This window comes from Enterobacter cloacae complex sp. SHL001 (assembly GCF_049236825.1).
Lineage (GTDB): Bacteria > Pseudomonadota > Gammaproteobacteria > Enterobacterales > Enterobacteriaceae > Enterobacter > Enterobacter hormaechei_C.
This window is the reverse complement of record NZ_JBMKIP010000002.1, coordinates 346258-365483: the sequence shown is the minus strand read 5'-3', so window position 1 is coordinate 365483 and position 19226 is coordinate 346258. Positions and strand designations below refer to the sequence as shown.

Sequence of the window (19226 nt, the reverse complement as noted above, 5' to 3'; positions counted from 1 at the left end):
AACCGTTTTTTCACAATCGACTCCCGATTATCGAAATATCCTCGTCCTTCTGTTGCTCTATGCAATCAATCGCCTGATTAATCCCGTGGCGGTCCAGCGCGCTTCCGGTTCCACCGGGAAGATCGTGGGGTATTCCGGCAGCATTAGGGCTCAGCGCAGAGATTTCCTCTTTGAGGATCCACGAAGGGACATGCCCTTTCATCGTTTTCAGATCCTCCCAGGGGTTAACTTCCTGAATCTTCGTCAGCAGCTCACCTTCAACCCGATACGCCTGGATATTATCCGTACTGCCTAATATCTTACCGCCGTATTTTTCTACGGTTCCGGCATTCAGGCCGGCGGCGTTGAACGTCCACCCCGCTCTCCCGCTGCCCATAGAGGTTGCAGAGGCGAGGCCACCGCCAAGGGAATGACCGGCAATATCAATATTCTGGCCTGACCTTGCCAGCTCCTTACCGATACTCACGGCCTTTTTATAATAATCTGAAGCCATACCCATGCCCTGTGAGAAGTTATTCGACCAGTCAGCCCCGTTTACCACCGGCGCCAGCTCCCCTTTGGTCAGTAAAGAGGAGACATTCTCAGACAGAGAGGCGAAACCAGGCTCGCGCGATCCCCTGAATACCAGCGTGGGGTTCATATCTGTACCAAACACTTCCGGCTTTGGTTGATAGACGCGCGCCAGAAAATTGGGGGACGTATCATCGTCAAAGAGCATTGATTTGTTCAGCCCGAACTTTCCTAACAGCGCATCGTCATTACTGATATCCGTCCACCCCTCCGGCACGCCCGGTGTGGTTTCCAGCGGGTTCACGGTCTTATAAATATTTTCCGCAAGCTTCGCTTTTTCCACCGCGATATTATTCGCCGCCAGACGCTTAGCGGCGATCTGGGCATCCGGATAAAGGCTATTGCTCCCCTTCGCAATCAGATCTTTACGCGCCTGCCAGCGCTCTGCTTTGGTCATCTTCTGAAGCTGCCCGGCATAGGTTTTACCGTCCTTGCCCGGAGTAGGTTCATCCGGCACCTGTGCCGTTTTAGATTTCACCACCTGTTTTGGCAGTACCGTTGGCGCAGGGCGAGATCCGTACGTTCTCACCATGGTTTCGTAGCGGTCGACAATCGTACTCACCGGATACCAGCCCAGGCCGACCAGCGAGGCAGCCTGGAGTTGCCCTTTGGCATTGATATAAAAAATTTCCGTTACTGATGACCAGTCACGAAAACTTTCGTCAATGGCAACCACTCTGCCCATCTCTAAATCCTGCGCGATCAGCGTGCGGGTATCGCGCCCGGACTGATAAGGATTCGCACCGGTGATCGTGCGCAGCAGATCGTAGCGCGTGAAGAGCGAGCGCAGCGAATGGTCGGGAACCGACATAATCCACTGTACGGCAACGGACGGGCGGATTATTTTCGCAAACAGCGCTGGCGAGACGTTCTCGTGGAACAGATAGACAAACTTGATGTTATACATTCGCTCCGTCCTGTTACCCGCAGGCTTACGGATTCACCAGCCAGGTGCCTGGCTTCGCAATATCCAGCGTCTGGGTACGCGTTCTTCCATTGCCTTCCAGTTCAATGCGGGTCTCGCCCGCAGGCAATTTCAGCGATGCGTAACCGTTATTGCCCGGACGCAGCGCTTTAGACTCGCCGTTCACCTTCAGCGTCTCGCCATCAAGCATGCGGATGTAGACCAGCGCGACCGGGCTGGCGTCGACAGGCGGCGCACTCTGCTGCGCCGTAGCCGGTGGCGCGACCGGCTCGCTCACGTCTGCCGTTGCCGGTCTGGTTTCCGCCTGGGAGGAGGTCTCAGCCGGAGGGCTTACGGCAGGGGTTTGCGCCGTCTGCTCTGGCGTTTCCTGACTGCCGCCGCCGAACAGCATCGCACCGGCAACCACCCCAACCAGCACGCCCGCGGCCACCAGCCCCGGAAGCTTGTAACGTCGCCAGTCCAGCGCGGAAGCAGATGTCTCCTCTTCCACCGGCACCAGCATCGTGCCGGTCTTCTTCGCGGTCAGCACCTCGTCGATACCGGCGACGGGCATCTCGATCAGCGCCGCGAACTCCTCAATGGATTGCGGACGGTCTTCCATATGCAGCGCCAGCGCCTTGTCGATGGCCTGTAGCAGCGGGATGGAATAGCCCTGCGGCATCAGCTCCACCAGCGGTTTGCAGGTGTCCTGAATCGAGCGCACCACGCTGACCGGTGGCGGAGAGCCTACGATGAGGGTGCGCAATACGGCGCCGAGCGCGTAGATATCCGTCCACGGCCCCTGCTCGCTTTCATTGTCGTCGGTATACTGCTCGATAGGCGCGAAGCCCGGACGCAGCATGGTTTCCGTCTCATCCGAGAGATTACCGATGGTGCGGCGCGCCGATCCGAAATCGAGCAGCACCGGCAGGCCGTTATCCTGAATCTGAATGTTATCCAGCGAGATGTCGCGGTGCAGATAACCCTCGTCGTGGATCGTTTTGATGGCGCCGAAGAGCATTGGCAGCATGCGGCGGATCCACGCCTCGTTAATCAGCTCCGGTTTCTCTTCGCGCAGACGCGACAGCGTGGTACCGCTGTAAAACAGCGTCCCCATATAGGCCGTGTCGTTTTGCACCCAGAAACGCAGTACGTGCAGCAGGTTCGGGTGGTTAAAGCGCGCCAGCAGGCGGGCTTCCTGGATGAAGCTGTTCAGACCGGCAGAAAACGCTTTGCCGAAGCGCTCGCTGCGCAGCACCAGCGTCATATCCTCGCCGCGCACGGCGAGGGAGGAAGGCATAAATTCTTTGATAGCGATAGTGCGTTCGAGCTGGTGATCCCAGGCGCGATAGACGATGCCGAATCCGCCGCCGCCAATCACCTCTTTTATCTCAAACTCATTGAAACGGTACCCGACCGGGAGCGCGTTTGGGACAGTCCGATTGTTATCATTATCCGTCATCTTTTACAGTTCTCTTGATGATTATTACGCGGCAAACTGACAGTGGAACTCGCCCTGCTCGCAGGTGACATGCAGACGTCGGTACTGCTCGTCGCTGCGGCTGGCGGTAAGTAAAATCTGGCTCATCTGAGGCAGCAACGTATTGGTCAGAATCGCATCCACCATACGCCCGCCCGACTCAACCTCGGTACAGCGCTGAACAATCTGTTCGACCACGCTGTCGTCAAATTCAGAAATAATGTTGTGATTCTCTTCCAGACGACGCTGAATGCGCCTGAGCTGAAGACGCACAATCTGCCCCAGCATCTCGTCGCTCAGCGGGTAATACGGCACCACCAGCAGGCGGCCCAGCAGCGCAGGCGGGAACACCTCCAGCAGCGGCTGGCGCAGGGCGCCGCTTAACGCGTCAGGCTCCGGCATCAGTTCCGGGTCGGCGCACATGGCTGCGATCAGGTCGGTGCCGACGTTAGAGGTCAGAATAATAATGGTGTTACGGAAATCAATGTGACGCCCTTCGCCGTCCTCCATCCAGCCCTTGTCGAAGACCTGGAAGAAGATCTCGTGCACGTCCGGGTGCGCTTTTTCAATTTCATCCAGCAGCACCACGCTGTAGGGACGGCGGCGCACGGCCTCGGTTAAGACGCCGCCTTCACCATAGCCCACATAGCCCGGAGGCGCACCTTTTAACGTCGAAACGGTGTGCGCTTCCTGGAATTCACTCATGTTGATGGTAATGACGTTCTGCTCGCCGCCGTAAAGGGACTCCGCCAGCGCCAGCGCGGTTTCGGTTTTACCCACGCCGGATGGCCCGCAGAGCATGAATACGCCGACCGGTTTGTTCGGATCGTCAAGCTTCGCCCGCGAGGTTTTTACCCGACGGGCAATCAGATCCAGACCGTGACGCTGACCAATAACCCGCTGGTTCAGCGTGTCGGCCAGGTTCAGCACCGCGTCAATCTCATTTTTCACCATCCGGCCCAGCGGGATCCCGGTCCAGTCTGAGACCACCGCAGCCACCACGTTCTCATCCACCGCGGCAAACAGCAGCGGTTCGTCACCCTGTAAGGTCTTTAGCGCCTGCTGCTGTTCTGCCAGCTGGCCGCGCAGTTCAGCCGTATCCTCATCACCCGCCGCAAACAGCGCGGCACGCAGACGGATAATCTCCTGCACCCGCGTGCGCTCTTCTTCCCAGCGACGGGCCAGAGCTTCGCGCTGGGTTTCGAACGCGTCACGTTCGGCGGTTAAGGCCGCCACACGCGCCGGATCGCCCGCCCCCACGCGCACTTCGCGTTCAGCAATCTCCAGCTCCACGTCCAGGGCCGCCAGGTGACGCAGACAGTCTTCCAGCTGGGCAGGCGGCGCGCTCTGGCTGACGGCCACGCGCGCGCAGGCAGTGTCCAGCAGCGCCACCGCTTTATCCGGCAGCTGACGCGCAGGAATATAGCGATGCGACAGTTTCACCGCCGCGCTGACCGCTTCGTCGAGAAGTAAAACCTGATGATGAGTTTCCAGCGGCGACACGGTGCTGCGCAGCATCAGCACGGCTTTGGCTTCGTCCGGCTCGTGAACCTGTACGGTCTGGAAACGGCGGGTCAGCGCCGGATCTTTCTCAATGTATTTTTTGTATTCCGCCCAGGTGGTCGCGCCGATGGTGCGCAGTTGCCCGCGCGCCAGGGCAGGTTTGAGCAGGTTAGCGGCATCGCCGGTGCCCTGCTGACCGCCAGCGCCAATCAGGGTGTGGATCTCATCGATAAACAGAATAATTGGCGTGGCGCTGGACTGCACCTCGTTAATCAGCGCCTGGAGGCGCGCCTCAAATTCCCCTTTCATGCCCGCGCCGGCCTGAAGCATGCCGATATCCAGCAGCCACAGCTGAACGTTTTGCAGCGGCTCCGGCACGTCGCCGTCAGCGATACGCAGCGCCAGCCCTTCCACCACCGCCGTTTTCCCGACGCCGGCTTCCCCGGTCAGCAGGGGGTTGTTCTGGCGACGACGCATCAGAATATCGACCATCTGGCGGATCTCTTCATCGCGCCCCACCACCGGGTCAATTTTCCCTTCCCGGGCGCGCGCCGTCAGATCCTGACCATACTGCGCCAGCGTACCCTGCGCAGCCGGTACGGCCCCGGCAGGCGCGTCCGCAGCGGCGGCGGCCTGCTGGCTCTCTTTGCTGCTGGCGCAAATGGCGTCGAACTGCTCGATCAGCACCTCGACGTTAAGACGGGTGAACTGCGCCGAAATGCTTTTCAGCACGTTAGCCAGATTCCACGTTTTCAGTATGCCGATCAGCAAATGGCCGCCGCGGATGCGGCTGACGCCAAACTTCAGCGAGCCGTAGACCCAGGCGCGCTCGACGGCGCTGTCGATATGCTCGGAAAGATCAGACACGGAACTCGCGCCACGCGGCAGGGCATCCAGCGCCGCCACGATATCGCGCGTCAGCTGCTGTTCATCAAGGGCAAAGTGACGAATGACCTGTTGCAGATCGCCATCCTGCTGCTGCATCAGCTGATGCAGCCAGTGCACCAGCTCAACGTACGGGTTGCCGCGCAGCTTACAGAAGGCAGTCGCGCTTTCCAGAGAGGTAAATAACAGCGTATCCAGTTTGCCGAAAAGCACGGCACGGCTAATTTCTGACATGTTAGTTTCCATTAACAATGATTCGGTATACGGAAGGATTATCGCTCTGCGCGATACACCAGATCGCCACGCGGAACAGGCTGAGGCTGAAGGCCGAGCCAGGTGTTGTACCCTAATCGCCCGGCGCTGCCGAGCGTGGCGCCCTGCACCGCATCGGCGCGCAGGATCACCCGTGTTTCCCATTCAAATTCCACCCCGGCGTACTGTCGCACCCAGTCGCGCAGCTCGGTCACCCACCCTTCGCCCGGCAGAAAACGGTTGTAGTCGTCTGCGCTCAACGGGCCAATCTCAAGCCGAAATTTATGCTGCACGTCGCGTACCGCAATGCCGAGAAAAGCGGACTCTCCCATGCGCGGCATACGACGCCCCTCGCCCAGCTGTGCCTGCTCCCGCGTTGAGAGCGGCATCCACTGCGGGACGTTGGCCACCAGCCTCACCGGCACGTTGAAATAGTTGCGCAGGATCTTCTCCAGCCCTTCAGGGTCCCGCCCGTGGCGGGTCAGGTGCCCGGCGTGAGTAAAGCGGGCATGCGCGCTCAGGCTGCCTTTCGACATCTGGGCAGGCTGTCCCATGCCAATCAGCGATGCCAGATACCCTTCGAAGCGCCTGTTGTCGTCGCGATCCAGTGAAACGGCAGGCTGCGCGTCCGCCCAGGCGCGGTAGAACAGCAGCGTCAGGCGGTGGTGAAAGAGGTCGGCAAACGCGCTGAGGCTGTGATCCTGATGATGATGAATACGCTCGCGGGCATACTCAGTCATGTGCACCGGAAGCGGGCCGTTAGGACCAAACAGGCCGAAGCTCAGGATGGAAACGTCATGCAGTCCGTTCTCTTCCCGCTGCCGGACCTCAGCAACCGTTGACGGCGCAAAGCCCATTGAAGGCTGCTGACCAATACGCAGCGGCTCAAATTTAGGCAGCGGCGCGCGCCCCAGCGGGTAACGTTCACCGCCCTGGGCATCAATGCGTCTTAACAGCTGGAACAGATCATAGCGCCACGGCGTCTCGCGCACCCCGCGCCAGAACGCATCGGGCAACGGCGTCAGGCGATGCACGCGCAGCGTTGCAGGGGCAACTTCACTCATACCAGCGCCCTTTTACCCATGCGCGGCGCCCAGTAGCCGATTTCACCACGCTGCTGGCTCTTGAGCGTGAACTCCGTAAAACTGTTGATGGAGACCAGGCGGGCAAAAAGGCGTTCCAGCACGCTGCCGAAAAGCCATGGGCTGGCGCCGGAAAAGGCGCGTTCGTCCACCGTCAGGGTGATGCCGATCCCGCGGGCGAACACCACCGGGCCGGGTTCAGGCACGCGACGGTGCACCGGCTCCAGCACGCAGTGACGAACGCCATCCACTTGACGGGCAACCGGCGTCTCGGCCAGGTTGGCGTACAGCCCTAACAGCTGACGCAGCGCGGCAGCGCCCTCTTCGTTTTCGCTGTCCATCAGGCTGAGGTAGTTCATTTGCAGCTGGCTGATGAGCCGCCAGGTGCTGAACCCTTCCGCCAGCGCCGGACGCGGCGGCGTCGGGCCTTTACGCAGGGTTAACGCCTTCACCGGCATGGAGTCGGCCATAATAAACTGCCCAAGCTCCTGCTGGAGCATCAGCGGCAGGTCACGGCTGGTGCACAGCACCTCGGCGGAAATGTAGCGCAAATTCTCCTGCCACGGCGCGTGCTGCGCATCCACCAGCGAGACGAAGACCTCCGAGCCGATATAGCCCGTGCGGGTGCCATAGCGCAGCGCGTGTTCGGAGAGAACGCGCTGCTCACGGCGCAGGGAAAAATAGGCGCCGTAGTTGCCCGCGTCTCCGCTCCAGGTACTCCAGAAAGGACGAAACGTCTGGTCGTCCCGCTGACCATCCGCGCTGGCATAGATTTTTTTCACGGCATAAATTTCATAATCCAGCGGGCGGATGTTATCCACCACCAGGTGGTATTCATGCTGGCTTTCGCTCAGCTTCTGCCGGGCCGCCACTTTCGGGAACAGGTTGATCACCGGCGTGCAGTGCAGCGCCAGGTGGCTGGCATCCACCACGCGCTCCAGTTGATCGTCGCTCTTGTCGAGCAGAATGAAGATATCAAACGCTTTTTCGTCTTCGCAGCGCTGGATCAGCTTGCCCAGCCCGCTCAGGCTGATGAAACGAAAACGCGCCGGGAACGCAAAGTACTCCTGCAACAGGCGATAGCCGTCGAAGTTGCGCAGATCGTCCGGAAGCAGCGCCTGGTCCGCATCAAAGCCTTCCTGACGCAGGGCGTCAGACGACAGCAGCTGGCGCTGGGGCTGCTTGCTGACCGTCTGGCAGACAATACCCGCGTGGTGCTCCATCACCAGCTCCAGCAGCTTCAGCGCCTCGATGTCCGGGCCGCTTAAGAAGAACTCCAGGCGGTCAAAGTCCAGGTGCCCGAGATGCTGCGGGCCATCGCAGGCAATGCGGATCCGTAAGGCGCTGCTGATCCCCCGCTGGCTCAGGCCGAGCTGGGCCAGCGGCAGATCGGCGGGAACGCCGCCCAGCTCGATCCGCTCAATTTTTAACGGCAGCAGGTTGACCTCATGTGCCGTGGTATAGCTGCACGTAACGCCGGTCTTTTTCAGCGCCAGGCTGTCCATCATGGTGCCGCGCGGCACAATAAAGCCTTTGCTCAGGTCGCCGCGGCTGCTGTCGGGCTGAATTTCAGCGATCGCCATCGACGGCGTAGGCGCCAGATAATTTGGCGCAATCATCTCCAGCATACGCTGTGAAAAGCGCGGAAATTCGGCGTCCATTTTCATCTGCACGCGGGAGGTCAGGAAGGCGAAACCTTCCATCAGGCGCTCAATGTACGGGTCCGCCACTTCGATGCCGCGCATGCCGAGCCGCCCCGCCACTTTGGGGTAGCGCTCGGCGAACTCTGCGCCCATCTCGCGCAGATAGGCCAGTTCACGGTTGTAATATTCGAGCAGTTTGCTTTCCATAATTACCCCGCATCCTTCAGTTCAAAATGGCCGTTCTCAAGATCGACGTCGGTGCGAAAGAGAAATTCCAGCGGATACGGCACGCACCACAGGCGACCTTTGATTTCGATAGACAGAACGTTGTGCAGATCTAACGAGGAGGTATCGGACACGCAGCGAACCTGAAGCCCCTGCGGCAGGATCCGCGGTTCAAAGTTAATAATCGCTTCGGTGAGCTTGCGCTGAATGTCGTGCCATTCAATATCGGACATTCTTTTCCCCGCCAGCGGCGCCACGCCAAAGTTAACGACGGAACGGCTCACCTGCGTCAGCCCGCTCAGATCGCTGGAGGCATCGTGGTTAATGGTATTAAACAACCACTGTAAATCCCGCAGGACGTTACGACGCAGCGCGGCGTGGGTGATCAGATTGCTGTTGGCGGACTCGCGTTTTTTTTCCGGATCGTTATCCGTCAGGCGATCCAGCAGTGAAGGCTGCATTTTGTCGCGCGCCCCCACTTTCTCCTGCCTGCTGCGGGCCTGCCAGCCGCTGCGCAGCAGATCGCCTTCGCCTGCGGGATTACTCATCCGCACCATCCGAGGTAAATGTCACCAGGCTCAGGGTAAGCAGCGGGCTTTCGCTTTGCTCGCTCAGCCAGGCTTTCTGTCCCATGCCTTCATACAGGACGCCGTCATCGTCCAGCGGGAGCCATTCGGTGGTGCGCCCCAGCTTAACGCTGTCTGGCGCCCCGTCAGCAAACGGATAACGCGCCGGGATCTGACACACCTGCTCGGTGCCGTCCGTGAGGCGGACCAGCGCATGACGCCACACCAGATCGGTCACGCTGGCCGGAGCCTGAAAACGGATCGCGTCGATGGCGCAGAACGGCACCCAGAAATAACGGCCATTGACCAGGGTTTCACACACCGGCCCCAGACGGGCATCGCCGTCCATCAGCCATTCAAAGGTGTGGCTCTCTTCATTCTCCAGCGTGACCTGCCCGCGGCTTGCCGGGGCCTGTTCGAGTGCCGCCAGGCGCAGCGTTTGCGCTTGCCCTGCGCTTTCGGTCAGCGCCTGGGCTAACGTCGTCAGCCACGGCCACTGCGCCTCGGGCATTGCCGGTCGTACCTCTCCCGCGAACACGCGCGCACGCTGCTGTTCACCCTGAATGGCCTGCTCCAGCAGCGTTACGGTCGGTTTTGCCTGCGGCTTCAGCGCCAGCCAGCTTTTCAACTGGGTCAGGGCGCGCGCCCAGTTGCCGCTGAGGATCAGAAACTGCACAAACGCGGCGCGCAGATCGGCATCCGCCGGACGGGCTTTGATATCGGCTTCCAGGCGAAGCAGCGCGTCGCTAATCGACTCGCCCGCCAGACGTTGATAAAGCGTATTCATAGCCCCTCCTTAATTCGCCGCGCGCCAGGCGCCCACTGCCGGATCGCGCAACTGCGGGCGCAGCGTGTCAATCAGAACAACGTTCAGCTCCGCGCCCGGTGCAACCCATGCGCTCCAGATTTTCTTCACCTCTGCGATACGCGCCTGGAGTCTGGCGTCGTCGCTGGCGATCTCACGGGTGATTTCCACCGCCACCGTGCCGTTGCTCTTCCAGCCGTTCAGGGTGCTGTCGTACGGCAGGATCATCCAGCTCTGGTCGCTGTTCTGGGTGCTGAAGACCATGCGCTCTTTGTTGACGGAGGTGATCAGCGCCTTTTCAGGATCGACCGCGTTGTTCAGCCCCATCACCGGGAAGCCGTGAATGTAGGTGACCGGAATCGCTTTCTGCGTCCCGTTACGGTTCTGCGTCACCACGGTGTGGCCGCTGAGCCAGCTGCCGTTGCCGCAGCGGGTGGTGTCGGAATCCGGAATAAACAGCGCTGGCGCGGAGGAACCGCCCTCCCAGAAGGTGCGCAGGTGGCAACCGTCCTGAAGGGTGAACTCCTGCCATGGCGTACGATCTGCCGCCACGGTGTGCGTCTCCGGATTCTGGTCAGGCGGCAGCAGCGCGCCTGAGGTGGCGGTCGTTGCCGCCGCCGTTTCCTGCTGCTTCACCACCAGCGCCCAGTCCTGCGCTTTAGCCGCTGTGCCCCGGGCAAGCGTCGTGCCTTCCGGATCGTTAAGCGTCCAGTTCAGGGTATTCAGCTTGCTGCACTGGTGCTCCAGCAGCGAGCCAAGGCGCGGCACGAAGTTTTCCAGCACCGAAACCTCTTTCTTGCCGTTCGCCACGATACGCAGCGCCACGTCCGCCTTACACCAGCTTTGCGGCGTATTGTCTTTAATGTTGTCGATCCAGATATCCAGCTTCTGCGCAGGAGACTGCACGATGCGGAAGTTTTCAGCCTGTGCGGTGGTCGCCACCGTCAGAAGAGCCAAACCCGATAGCCAAAGTTTCATATCAATCCTTGTGTGTCTAATCAGTTCCGCAGGGAAGAAATTGTGCTGCGTCAGAGAGCGTATGCAGCAAAGTGGTGTCCTGAGGGTTGCCCATCCACACCGCCACGGCGGTATAGTTATCCTGAGCATTGCCCTCCTGTTCGGCATTCTTTTGAATGATTTGGTTCATTAAGGTCAGCCACTCCTGTGGCGTATTGACCATGTGCAGCGACTGCTTCATCTGCTCTTCGCTGACGCCGTGCCAGAAACCGTCGGTGCAGAGCAGGAAGGCATCACCGTCCTCAACCTGCACGACATCGCTGTAGCTCGCTTCCGGTCCGCCATTCTCAATACCCAGCGCCAGATACAGCAGGTTGCTGTTGAGATCGTCGGTCTGATGCCCGGCATCTTTCATCTGCTGGACGAGGCTGTGATCGGTGGTGACATGCCACAGCCAGCCGCGGCGAAACAGGTACAGGCGGCTGTCTCCGGCGTGCGCCCAGTAAGCCAGACGGTAATCCCTGTCGATAAACAGGCTGACCAGCGTGGTGCCCATCCGGCGATAGTCCTGCACGGCCTGTTGTTCGCTGAGAATGGTGCGGTTCGCCGTTTGGACGTAGTCACGAATATGCTGCGCATTCAGGTGCTTGTCGCCATCAAAGCGGGAAATAATGCTGTTGCGGGCCAGCTCAGCGGCCACCTCGCCGCCCGGCAGGCCTGCGATGCCGTCACAGACGACAAAGCAGGCTGAACGTTCCCCGATGGTTTCTCCCGTCTGATCCTGGTTGCTGGCGCGCGTCCCCTGGCGGGAGAGAGAAGCCGTTGCGATATTCATTTTTCTTCCGATCCGCTTTGTGAGTCTTTGTACTGATTGACCTCCATGTCATAGGCATGGAGGAAGGCTTCGCCAAACAGGGTATGGAAGTCGTCCTCGATCTCGCCCGCCGTCTCGCCATAGCTGCGAACGAAATAATCCCACAGCGCGGCTTTACGGCTGCCCGGCAGCGCCAGGCGTGACGTCATCCCGTTCTGCTTCGCCTGCTCTTCCAGTTGTTCCGGGTTAAAGGATTGCAGCATGGCGGCGATAATGGCGCGGATACCAGAGATCATCCCTAGCTGGTGTGCCTGGAGATCGATCAGCGCATCACGCACCGATTTGGTCGGCGGCATAAAGCCCGGCATCGGCGTGCCGAACATCTGGATCAGCACCGTTTTCCCGGTCGGCAACAGTTTGAACGGGTTGTTCGCATCGTCGAGCACCATGGTCATATCGGCTTTCACCCCACGCTTGAGGATGGAGCGCGAGGAGAGCAGCGCCACGGTCCCCTGCGAGAACATGCCCAGGATCTGCCCCAGCTGACGCATATTTTCCCGGTCGAATTGCGGTACCGGCTGCATTTCGCTCAGGCCCATGCCCTCCAGCAGCGCCTCCAGCAGTTCGCCCTGAAGCACCTCGCCCCGCTCGCCGGTCTGCGCGGAGGCAGCAGGCGATGCAGCGTTTTTAACCGGGTCGATACGCAGGCGGCCTTTAGGCGCCTGCGCGTTGCTGCGCGCCACGGCCTGCGGTGTTGGCATGGTGAAGCCAGCGTAATCAGGGCGCGCGGGCTCCTCTTCCGCGCGCGGCGCATCCTGTGGTTCAGTCGGTTCCGGATCGAACAGCGGTGAGCTGGCCAGCGCATCCTCTTCCTGTGCGGCTTGCGGTTCAGGCTTTGGCTCCGGCTTATCGGCCACGATTTCATCCGGATGGGTTAACGGCGCGCCGCCCATCAGGCCGAGAGGGTCATCGTGACGCGCGGCAGGTGCGCTCGCCGACCCGCCAAACAGGGCTAACGGATCGAGTTCGTCCGACGCCTCTTCCTTTGGCTGGGCAGGTTTGCTTTCGTCCGGCTGTACCAGCGTTGAAGGGGTGACATCGTCAAAGATGCTCTCTTTTTTAAACAACGCTTCATCGCTAAACAGCGTGTCCGGGTCAACGTTTTTACGTTCAAGCGACGGTTCGGCGTCGTTAAACATTGCCAGCGGATCTTCGGCATTCCGCTCCGGGGCCGCAGGCTGAGAGAACGGATCGTGGGATGCGGCGGGCTGTGGTTTTGCCCGGTTGCTGGAGATGCTGTCGGAGATGGAAAACTCCTGCATCAGGCTGTCCCAGATTTCCGACGGCACGGCCGTAGGTTCAGCTTTTCCACGAGGCGCGGCGCTGGCCGGTTTCGGTTGCGGCGCTGGTGCAGGTGTCGCCACTGGGCGCGCCTGCTGCATGCTGGCCGCCATGCGGCTTACGGGCTGGGTGTCATGAATGAGTTCGCTGACTTCAATGCGATAATCATCAATACCGAGAATATCCCCATCCTGAAGCTCAACCTGACGCCCACGCTCCAGCGGGATATCATTCAGTACCACGCGGGTAACGCTGCCGCGGTTCGTGACGCGGCATTCGCCACTGGCGTCGACGTGAACGATGGCCTGCAAACGCGAGATGGTGCGGTCATTGTCCGGCAGCACCAGATTGTTATCCGTACCGCGCCCAATGGTGCCGCCCGGGGCATAAAAATCACAGCTGCTTTGCGGCGGCTGATGACCGGGTTTCGTAGAAATAATCGTGAATCGCATGGCGTATTCCTGCTGGTATGATTAGCGCTCAAACGCTGCCGCTCTCGGGGGTGAGAACGGCGGGGTTTGGGGGTTAAGGGCTGATTAAAGCTATTTGACTACATTCAGGAAAATAATGCCGATAAGCAGCCATAGCGTAAAAAGTAAGGCCTGAGCTTTATAGCGTCGATGCAGTTTTAATATCCAGCCGATTCTCTCTTCCGGTAAAGCCTGAACGAATTTATAGGCATCGTCCTGAACATTTCTGTCTTTGGTAAATTTCATCTTCACGCCTTTGCGAAGACGAACAAACCAGATTATTTTTTGATAGTTCGCCAGCGAACCAAAAAATGATGCGTAATTTGTCACCAGATCGAGATCGTAGCCTTTTTGCCTATATTCTGAAAGAAGCTGATTATATTCGGCCTCGTGTTTTTTAAAATAACGGGAACTGATGAAGTCCATAATTACGACAAGTAAAAATAAAACAACAATCAGAAATAAAAGAATATTTTCTAAATTCACCATAGCTTATCCATGACATATTCAGTTGCTCCACCGGCAACTTCGCCACCAATGTATCCACCCGCAGCGGCGCCTACCACAGAACACGCGAGCAACCCTACACCACCTGTTGCCACGCCCAATGCAACACATACGCCAGCCCCAGCCATGGCGCCATATTTTCCGCCATAAATCCCGCCCGCAAGACTGGCGCCAAATTGACTGTACTTCTTAACGGCGACTTTGGAACAACTCTGCTCTCTACCTACTGTACAGGCATCGTAAACTTCATTGGTTGTGTTTGCACCAGCGAAGCCGATAGCAAGCCATCCTCCCATTTTCAGAAAACGGGCAGCTTTTGAAGCATTGTCTACATATGTTGAATACCCTCGTATCGAGGCAACACCCGCAGTACTCCATTCGTGGACAATTGACCTGCTTGATAAACCTAAAGCGTGCTTGATTTCTTCATAAGGTTTCAGTTTCAGCGTTAGTCTGGACAGCTTATTTAATAAAACGTCCAGCTCAGAAAAAAGTTTTTGCCTTTCAACAAAAAACTGCTGCCCGATCAATGTGCCTTGCGTTCTGTATTGATTTTGATAAGCCAGTTCGATAGCTTTTAATTTCTTTTCTATTTCGCTAAAGTACCTTTCACCTGCATCAGCAACCACCCCGAGAGATTTATCCATAAAATTAGTTAATGCTGCGATGGTACTAAAATGCTTGTTAAAGAAATTAGCTTCATCTGTATTCAGTTCTGCCAATGCTCCATTAACCTTTTGCTTTGCATTTTGTAATTGTTTTAGCTGAACCGCATTTTCAGCACCCGGAGCATTAAGGATCAATATTTGCCCGGGTTTTAACCACCGTGTGTCCCTGTTCACTTGCATAAAATAACGTGCCGCTTCACTGTCTGGTTTATTGAACAGTAGTCTTGCCTGGAAATCTAACGTACCAGCCTGCTGAACAACACAATAACCAGGAGCAACCGTTGATTTTACGCTCATATTGACATCCCTTTGCAAACGAAATTAAGTCTCTGTAAATAATGACCGGGGAAAACTCCCCGGTCACGCGCGCAATTACGCTTCTTTATTTTCTTTGATGTTCCAGCCAGCGCTGCTTTCAGCACCTTTACCACCGGCAGTGGTCTGCTCCCAGTACTGCTGTTTCACTTTCGCAGCCTGGAATGCATAGGTCACGCCAACGGTATCGCCGTTGTCTGCACCCGTGTACTGAACGGAAGTCACGAGAACGTCTTCCAGGGTGATGCGGGTGTATTCAACCTGCTGACCACCCGCTTTGCAGACGGACAGTTCAACTTTGGTCAGGTGTTTACCGCTTGCGCAGTGTTTCAGGATTGCTGTAGTGGATTTGTCGATCAGAGCGTTAACGTGCAGATCGTTAAAGTTCACTTTACCGGCACCGCCGCCACCGCCAACGCTCATATTACCTGGCTGGGACGCGCCCCAGGAGAAGGAGGTAATATCAGTCCAGCCGGTGTGGTTAGAATCTTTAGATTCGCCCGTAACACCCTCGACCTTCAGAAACATATCAATAGCCATAATATCTACTCTTCGTGGATGAACAATATTGCTTTCGAAAAAGCCCTTATATGGCAAACAGGAAAGCATGGGGCTGAATAAAACCGTCCATATTTTACCTCTGCCTCATATCAAACGACCCGTGTCATTTGACAGTCTTACATTCCCCCTGAACGAAAGGAAAGAATGTGAAGTCTTATACTATTGTGGATTATCCTGAATCCAGGTGCGGTCAGGATCGCCAATGATGAGCTGCGGAACCAGTTTATTCAGTTCGTCGCTATGATAAAGACGTAGACAATTTAAGGTTACGCCTTTTACATCAGGTTTGCGCTCCGAGTGGAAACCATTAATTTGGTTTTTATACTTCCCAATAATGGCGTTAACTTTGTCAGTACCGTTTTCAGCATCAAACGGTATCCATTCAATAAATGCACTCGCACTGCGGGCCGCATCAGCAGAAAATTGACTGCCTTTATCTGCCACCTGCGCAAGGCAGCGCGCCAGGACAAAATCTTTTACCACCTGCCGGTATGTTTGCTGCTGATAAAAATCAACGTAAGGGTTGTCACCGCGAGCAGAAAAAGATAAGCAAGTGAGCAAAAGAAATACGGACTTTAGACACCTGAATATAATTATTTTAATTCCCAAAACCAGATTTCCTGACAGTACGGAAAGCAATCGGAGTTACATATAAACGAATTATTACTCAGAGGCTCGATAAGGTCGATATGACCACCGCCATACCCATCAATTTTATTGAAGAAAACAACACCTTTTCGGCCCAACATTGAGCGTGCACCAGCCTCGCGGTCTTTAAAGATTTCTGCCTTGCCAAACACATGGGATTTATAAAGCTGATCGGCAAGTAATTTTGCGCCAGGCTCGATTGTTTTTCCCTTATAGGGACCGGTCTTTATGGGTAAACGCCCTGTAAATTCAACATTGCATTTTAACAATGCCAGGCTCATTCTTACCGCACAGGTATTTTCGTATGCCGGTTGTTGCTTGATAATCGTCGAATAATCGTAGCCAATTTCTGAAAAAACCTGTTCACCCGAGGCAAAACCCGCGCGTGTGTGATTTGAAGAGTAATGCTGACGTTTAAGTTGTTCGTATAATGGTCTCATTTGTCACTCTCCTTTCTGCACGGGCGTAATTCTTTCATGCCGTCAATGATGATTTTTGAAGCGCGCTCCTCGCCTTGCTGTTTCGATAAGTTCGCAAAACGAGAATAGAGAAACTCATGTATTGTATTTGGCAAAAAAGGCTTGCCCTTGCACCATGCAGTGCCCTCAGACGCGTCGACTACGCCGAGAAGATACATATTTGCCTTAATGCGTTCACGTTCATTCGTTTTCGACAGCCAGGCTTTAGCAAAACGCTCTGCACTCAGATCTAAATCGTACCCTGTTAACAGCGTCGGATCGCGTTGGAAGTTTGATGTGTCATCCTGAGGCAATGCTTCCGCTTGAGGGTATTTGTAATTTCCAGCGTCCGCGCTTGCGAGAGTAGAAACTGCCAGCAAACTGGTCGCGATCAAAAGTATATGTTTCACCGTCTATCCTTATTCACTGACAGAAATAAGCTAAGCTCTTCCGCTCAGATGGCCGGCCCCTTCGGGCCGGCAATCGTCATTACGCGTCCTTCGTCTTCAGCGACGGCAGTTTAGATACCAGACGCAGGGAAACGGTCAGACCTTCCAGCTGGTAGTGCGGACGCAGGAAGAACTTCGCGGCGTAGTAGCCCGGGTTGTCTTCGATTTCCTGCACCTGCACTTCCGCCGCCGCCAGTGGTTTGCGGGACTTAGTTTCCTGGGAGGAGTTAGCCGGGTCGCCGTCCACGTAGTTCATCACCCAGTCGTTCAGCCAGCGTTCCATCTCTTCGCGCTCGCGGAAGGAGCCGATTTTGTCGCGCACGATGCACTTCAGGTAGTGAGCAAAACGGCAGCAGGCGAACAGGTACGGCAGACGGGAGGCCAGGCGCGCGTTAGCGGTGGCATCCGGGTCGTGGTACTCGGCCGGTTTTTGCAGGGACTGCGCGCCGATGAAGGCGGCGAAGTCGGAGTTTTTGCGGTGCACCAGCGGCATAAAGCCGTTTTTCGCCAGTTCCGCTTCACGACGGTCGCTGATGGCGATCTCGGTCGGGCACTTCATGTCCACGCCGCCGTCATCGCTTGGGAAGGTGTGGCACGGCAGGTTTTCCACCGCCCCGCCGGATTCCACGCCGCGAATCGAGGTGCACCAACCGTACTCTTTGAAGGAGCGGTTGATGTTGGCCGCCATCGCATAGGCAGCGTTTGCCCACGAGTAGCTGTTGTGGTTCGCGCCGTCGGTCTGCTCTTCAAAATCAAAGCTGTCGACCGGGTTGGTGCGAATGCCGTACGGCAGACGCGACAGGAAGCGCGGCATCACCAGGCCCAGATAGCGGGCATCTTCTGATTCACGCAGTGAACGCCAGGCAGCGTATTCGGTGTTCTGGAAGATTTTGGTCAGGTCGCGCGGGTTAGCCAGCTCCTGCCAGGACTCCATCTGCATCACGCCCGGCGCGGTGCCGGTGATGAACGGACAGTGGGCCGCAGAGCCGATGCGCGCCATCTCGCCCAGCAGCTCAACGTCCTGCGGGCTGTGGTCGAAGTAGTAGTCGCCCACGATGCAGCCAAACGGCTCGCCACCGAACTGGCCGTACTCCTGCTCGTAGATTTTTTTGAAGATCGGGCTCTGGTCCCAGCCCACGCCCTTGTAGCGCTTCAGGGTGCGGCCCAGCTCCTGCTTGGAGATGCTCATAAAACGGATCTTCAGCATCTCGTCGGTTTCGGTATTGTTCACCAGGTAGCTCAGCCCGCGCCAGGCGCTCTCCAGCTTCTGGAACTCCTCGTGGTGAATAATCTGGTTCACCTGCTGTGAAAGCTGCTCGTCAATACCGGCAATCAGGTTCTGAATGGTGCGGTAGGTATCGTTTGAGAAGGTCACGGTGTTTTCCAGCGCCTGCTGCGCCAGGGTTTTAACCGCGCTTTCTACGGCAGAGCGCGCCTGATCGGTTTTCGGGCGGAACTCTTTATTCAGCAGCGCGCTGAACTCGTCCTGGCTGAACGCCTGGCCCGCCTGCTGATCGTGTTGTTGAGTCTGGTTGCTCATCGATTATTCCTCGCTACCTTTCGCACTTTCGTCATTTTTTGGCAACTGGCTCAGGGATTTGAGCAGCGTCGGATCCTGGAGAATTTTCGCGATCAGCTCTTCCGCACCGTTTTTACCGTCCATGTAGGTCAGCAGGTTGGAGAGCTGGGTACGGGCTTCCAGCAGCTTGTTCAGCGGCTCTACTTTGCGGGCCACCGCGTCCGGCAGGAAGTCGTCCATGCTGTCGAAGGTCAGATCGACATTGAGCTTACCTTCGCCGGTCAGGGTGTTATCCACCTGGAACGCCACGCGCGGCTTCAGCGCCTTCATGCGTTCGTCGAAGTTGTCGATGTCGATTTCCAGGAACTTACGCTCGTCGACGGCTGGCAGATTTTCCACCGGCTTGCCAACCAGATCGGCCATAACGCCCATCACAAACGGCAGCTGAATTTTGCGTTCTGCGCCGTAGATCTCTACGTCGTACTCGATCTGCACGCGGGGAGCACGGTTGCGTGCGATGAATTTCTGTCCACTGTTACTCATTGCCATGATGTTCTCCATCAAAGATGCGCGGTGAAGGTGAAACGGCAGACTCCATGCCTGT

The 19226-nt window shown here is 57.1% G+C and carries 18 protein-coding genes; all 18 read right to left on the bottom strand.

Going from position 1 to position 19226, the window contains the following annotated elements; all coding sequences use genetic code 11:
• Positions 1-10 precede the first annotated feature (10 nt).
• The 18 genes from ACOTYH_RS07235 to tssB all read right to left on the bottom strand — a co-directional run bounded on the left by ACOTYH_RS07235 (position 11) and on the right by tssB (position 19171).
• Entirely contained in the window at positions 11-1477 is a 1467-nt protein-coding gene (locus tag ACOTYH_RS07235) for a hypothetical protein (protein WP_047733755.1), read from the bottom strand.
• Positions 1478-1502: 25 nt separating this feature from the next.
• Positions 1503-2936, bottom strand: coding sequence for a serine/threonine protein kinase (locus ACOTYH_RS07230; protein WP_058700647.1), 1434 nt, complete (start codon positions 2934-2936; stop codon positions 1503-1505).
• A 24-nt stretch (positions 2937-2960) separates the two neighbouring features.
• Entirely contained in the window at positions 2961-5576 is a 2616-nt protein-coding gene (tssH, locus tag ACOTYH_RS07225; protein WP_045341250.1) for a type VI secretion system ATPase TssH, read from the bottom strand.
• 38 nt (positions 5577-5614) lie between these two features.
• Positions 5615-6658, bottom strand: coding sequence for a type VI secretion system baseplate subunit TssG (gene tssG, locus ACOTYH_RS07220; protein WP_047733758.1), 1044 nt, complete (start codon positions 6656-6658; stop codon positions 5615-5617).
• Positions 6655-8526 (bottom strand): type VI secretion system baseplate subunit TssF, encoded by a 1872-nt coding sequence (gene tssF, locus ACOTYH_RS07215; protein ID WP_040117760.1) that lies wholly within the window; start codon positions 8524-8526, stop codon positions 6655-6657. The genes tssG and tssF overlap by 4 nt, the downstream gene beginning before the upstream one ends.
• 2 nt (positions 8527-8528) lie before the next feature.
• Positions 8529-9092, bottom strand: a complete 564-nt coding sequence (tssE, locus tag ACOTYH_RS07210; protein WP_015570336.1) for a type VI secretion system baseplate subunit TssE — start codon at positions 9090-9092, stop codon at positions 8529-8531.
• Entirely contained in the window at positions 9085-9897 is an 813-nt protein-coding gene (locus tag ACOTYH_RS07205; RefSeq protein ID WP_045142094.1) for a type VI secretion system accessory protein TagJ, read from the bottom strand. The genes tssE and ACOTYH_RS07205 overlap by 8 nt, the downstream gene beginning before the upstream one ends.
• Before the next feature lie 9 nt (positions 9898-9906).
• A complete protein-coding gene (locus ACOTYH_RS07200; RefSeq protein WP_033486830.1) occupies positions 9907-10893 on the bottom strand; it encodes a hypothetical protein in 987 nt (328 codons plus the stop codon).
• A gap of 16 nt (positions 10894-10909) precedes the next feature.
• Positions 10910-11707, bottom strand: coding sequence for a PP2C family protein-serine/threonine phosphatase (locus tag ACOTYH_RS07195; protein ID WP_003859969.1), 798 nt, complete (start codon positions 11705-11707; stop codon positions 10910-10912).
• On the bottom strand, positions 11704-13479 hold the full coding sequence (gene tagH / locus ACOTYH_RS07190; RefSeq protein ID WP_015570335.1) for a type VI secretion system-associated FHA domain protein TagH: 1776 nt from the start codon (positions 13477-13479) through the stop codon (positions 11704-11706). Before tagH ends, ACOTYH_RS07195 begins: the two co-directional genes overlap by 4 nt.
• Before the next feature lie 90 nt (positions 13480-13569).
• A complete protein-coding gene (locus tag ACOTYH_RS07185) occupies positions 13570-13986 on the bottom strand; it encodes a hypothetical protein (protein WP_015570334.1) in 417 nt (138 codons plus the stop codon).
• Positions 13980-14969, bottom strand: coding sequence for a hypothetical protein (locus ACOTYH_RS07180; RefSeq protein WP_015570333.1), 990 nt, complete (start codon positions 14967-14969; stop codon positions 13980-13982). Before ACOTYH_RS07180 ends, ACOTYH_RS07185 begins: the two co-directional genes overlap by 7 nt.
• Before the next feature lie 75 nt (positions 14970-15044).
• On the bottom strand, positions 15045-15527 hold the full coding sequence (locus ACOTYH_RS07175; RefSeq protein ID WP_014884229.1) for an Hcp family type VI secretion system effector: 483 nt from the start codon (positions 15525-15527) through the stop codon (positions 15045-15047).
• Positions 15528-15707: 180 nt separating this feature from the next.
• Positions 15708-16157 (bottom strand): T6SS amidase immunity protein Tai4 family protein, encoded by a 450-nt coding sequence (locus ACOTYH_RS07170; RefSeq protein WP_223230143.1) that lies wholly within the window; start codon positions 16155-16157, stop codon positions 15708-15710.
• Positions 16142-16636, bottom strand: coding sequence for a T6SS effector amidase Tae4 family protein (locus tag ACOTYH_RS07165; protein ID WP_022648411.1), 495 nt, complete (start codon positions 16634-16636; stop codon positions 16142-16144). The genes ACOTYH_RS07170 and ACOTYH_RS07165 overlap by 16 nt, the downstream gene beginning before the upstream one ends.
• Positions 16633-17064: a Rap1a/Tai family immunity protein gene (locus ACOTYH_RS07160; protein ID WP_033486829.1), complete on the bottom strand. Its 432-nt coding sequence runs from the start codon at positions 17062-17064 to the stop codon at positions 16633-16635. The genes ACOTYH_RS07165 and ACOTYH_RS07160 overlap by 4 nt, the downstream gene beginning before the upstream one ends.
• Before the next feature lie 79 nt (positions 17065-17143).
• On the bottom strand, positions 17144-18643 hold the full coding sequence (gene tssC / locus ACOTYH_RS07155; RefSeq protein ID WP_006810956.1) for a type VI secretion system contractile sheath large subunit: 1500 nt from the start codon (positions 18641-18643) through the stop codon (positions 17144-17146).
• 3 nt (positions 18644-18646) lie between these two features.
• Entirely contained in the window at positions 18647-19171 is a 525-nt protein-coding gene (gene tssB, locus ACOTYH_RS07150; protein WP_008502644.1) for a type VI secretion system contractile sheath small subunit, read from the bottom strand.
• Positions 19172-19226: the final 55 nt, after the last annotated feature.

Excerpts from the sequence above, each read along its gene's own strand:
- ACOTYH_RS07235 (WP_047733755.1), bottom strand. The coding sequence starts at position 1,477 with ATGTATAACATCAAGTTTGTCTATCTGTTCCACGAGAACGTCTCGCCA.
- ACOTYH_RS07230 (WP_058700647.1), bottom strand. The coding sequence starts at position 2,936 with ATGACGGATAATGATAACAATCGGACTGTCCCAAACGCGCTCCCGGTC.
- tssH (WP_045341250.1), bottom strand. The coding sequence starts at position 5,576 with ATGTCAGAAATTAGCCGTGCCGTGCTTTTCGGCAAACTGGATACGCTG.
- tssG (WP_047733758.1), bottom strand. The coding sequence starts at position 6,658 with ATGAGTGAAGTTGCCCCTGCAACGCTGCGCGTGCATCGCCTGACGCCG.
- tssF (WP_040117760.1), bottom strand. The coding sequence starts at position 8,526 with ATGGAAAGCAAACTGCTCGAATATTACAACCGTGAACTGGCCTATCTG.
- tssE (WP_015570336.1), bottom strand. The coding sequence starts at position 9,092 with ATGAGTAATCCCGCAGGCGAAGGCGATCTGCTGCGCAGCGGCTGGCAG.
- ACOTYH_RS07205 (WP_045142094.1), bottom strand. The coding sequence starts at position 9,897 with ATGAATACGCTTTATCAACGTCTGGCGGGCGAGTCGATTAGCGACGCG.
- ACOTYH_RS07200 (WP_033486830.1), bottom strand. The coding sequence starts at position 10,893 with ATGAAACTTTGGCTATCGGGTTTGGCTCTTCTGACGGTGGCGACCACC.
- ACOTYH_RS07195 (WP_003859969.1), bottom strand. The coding sequence starts at position 11,707 with ATGAATATCGCAACGGCTTCTCTCTCCCGCCAGGGGACGCGCGCCAGC.
- tagH (WP_015570335.1), bottom strand. The coding sequence starts at position 13,479 with ATGCGATTCACGATTATTTCTACGAAACCCGGTCATCAGCCGCCGCAA.
- ACOTYH_RS07185 (WP_015570334.1), bottom strand. The coding sequence starts at position 13,986 with ATGGTGAATTTAGAAAATATTCTTTTATTTCTGATTGTTGTTTTATTT.
- ACOTYH_RS07180 (WP_015570333.1), bottom strand. The coding sequence starts at position 14,969 with ATGAGCGTAAAATCAACGGTTGCTCCTGGTTATTGTGTTGTTCAGCAG.
- ACOTYH_RS07175 (WP_014884229.1), bottom strand. The coding sequence starts at position 15,527 with ATGGCTATTGATATGTTTCTGAAGGTCGAGGGTGTTACGGGCGAATCT.
- ACOTYH_RS07165 (WP_022648411.1), bottom strand. The coding sequence starts at position 16,636 with ATGAGACCATTATACGAACAACTTAAACGTCAGCATTACTCTTCAAAT.
- tssC (WP_006810956.1), bottom strand. The coding sequence starts at position 18,643 with ATGAGCAACCAGACTCAACAACACGATCAGCAGGCGGGCCAGGCGTTC.
- tssB (WP_008502644.1), bottom strand. The coding sequence starts at position 19,171 with ATGGCAATGAGTAACAGTGGACAGAAATTCATCGCACGCAACCGTGCT.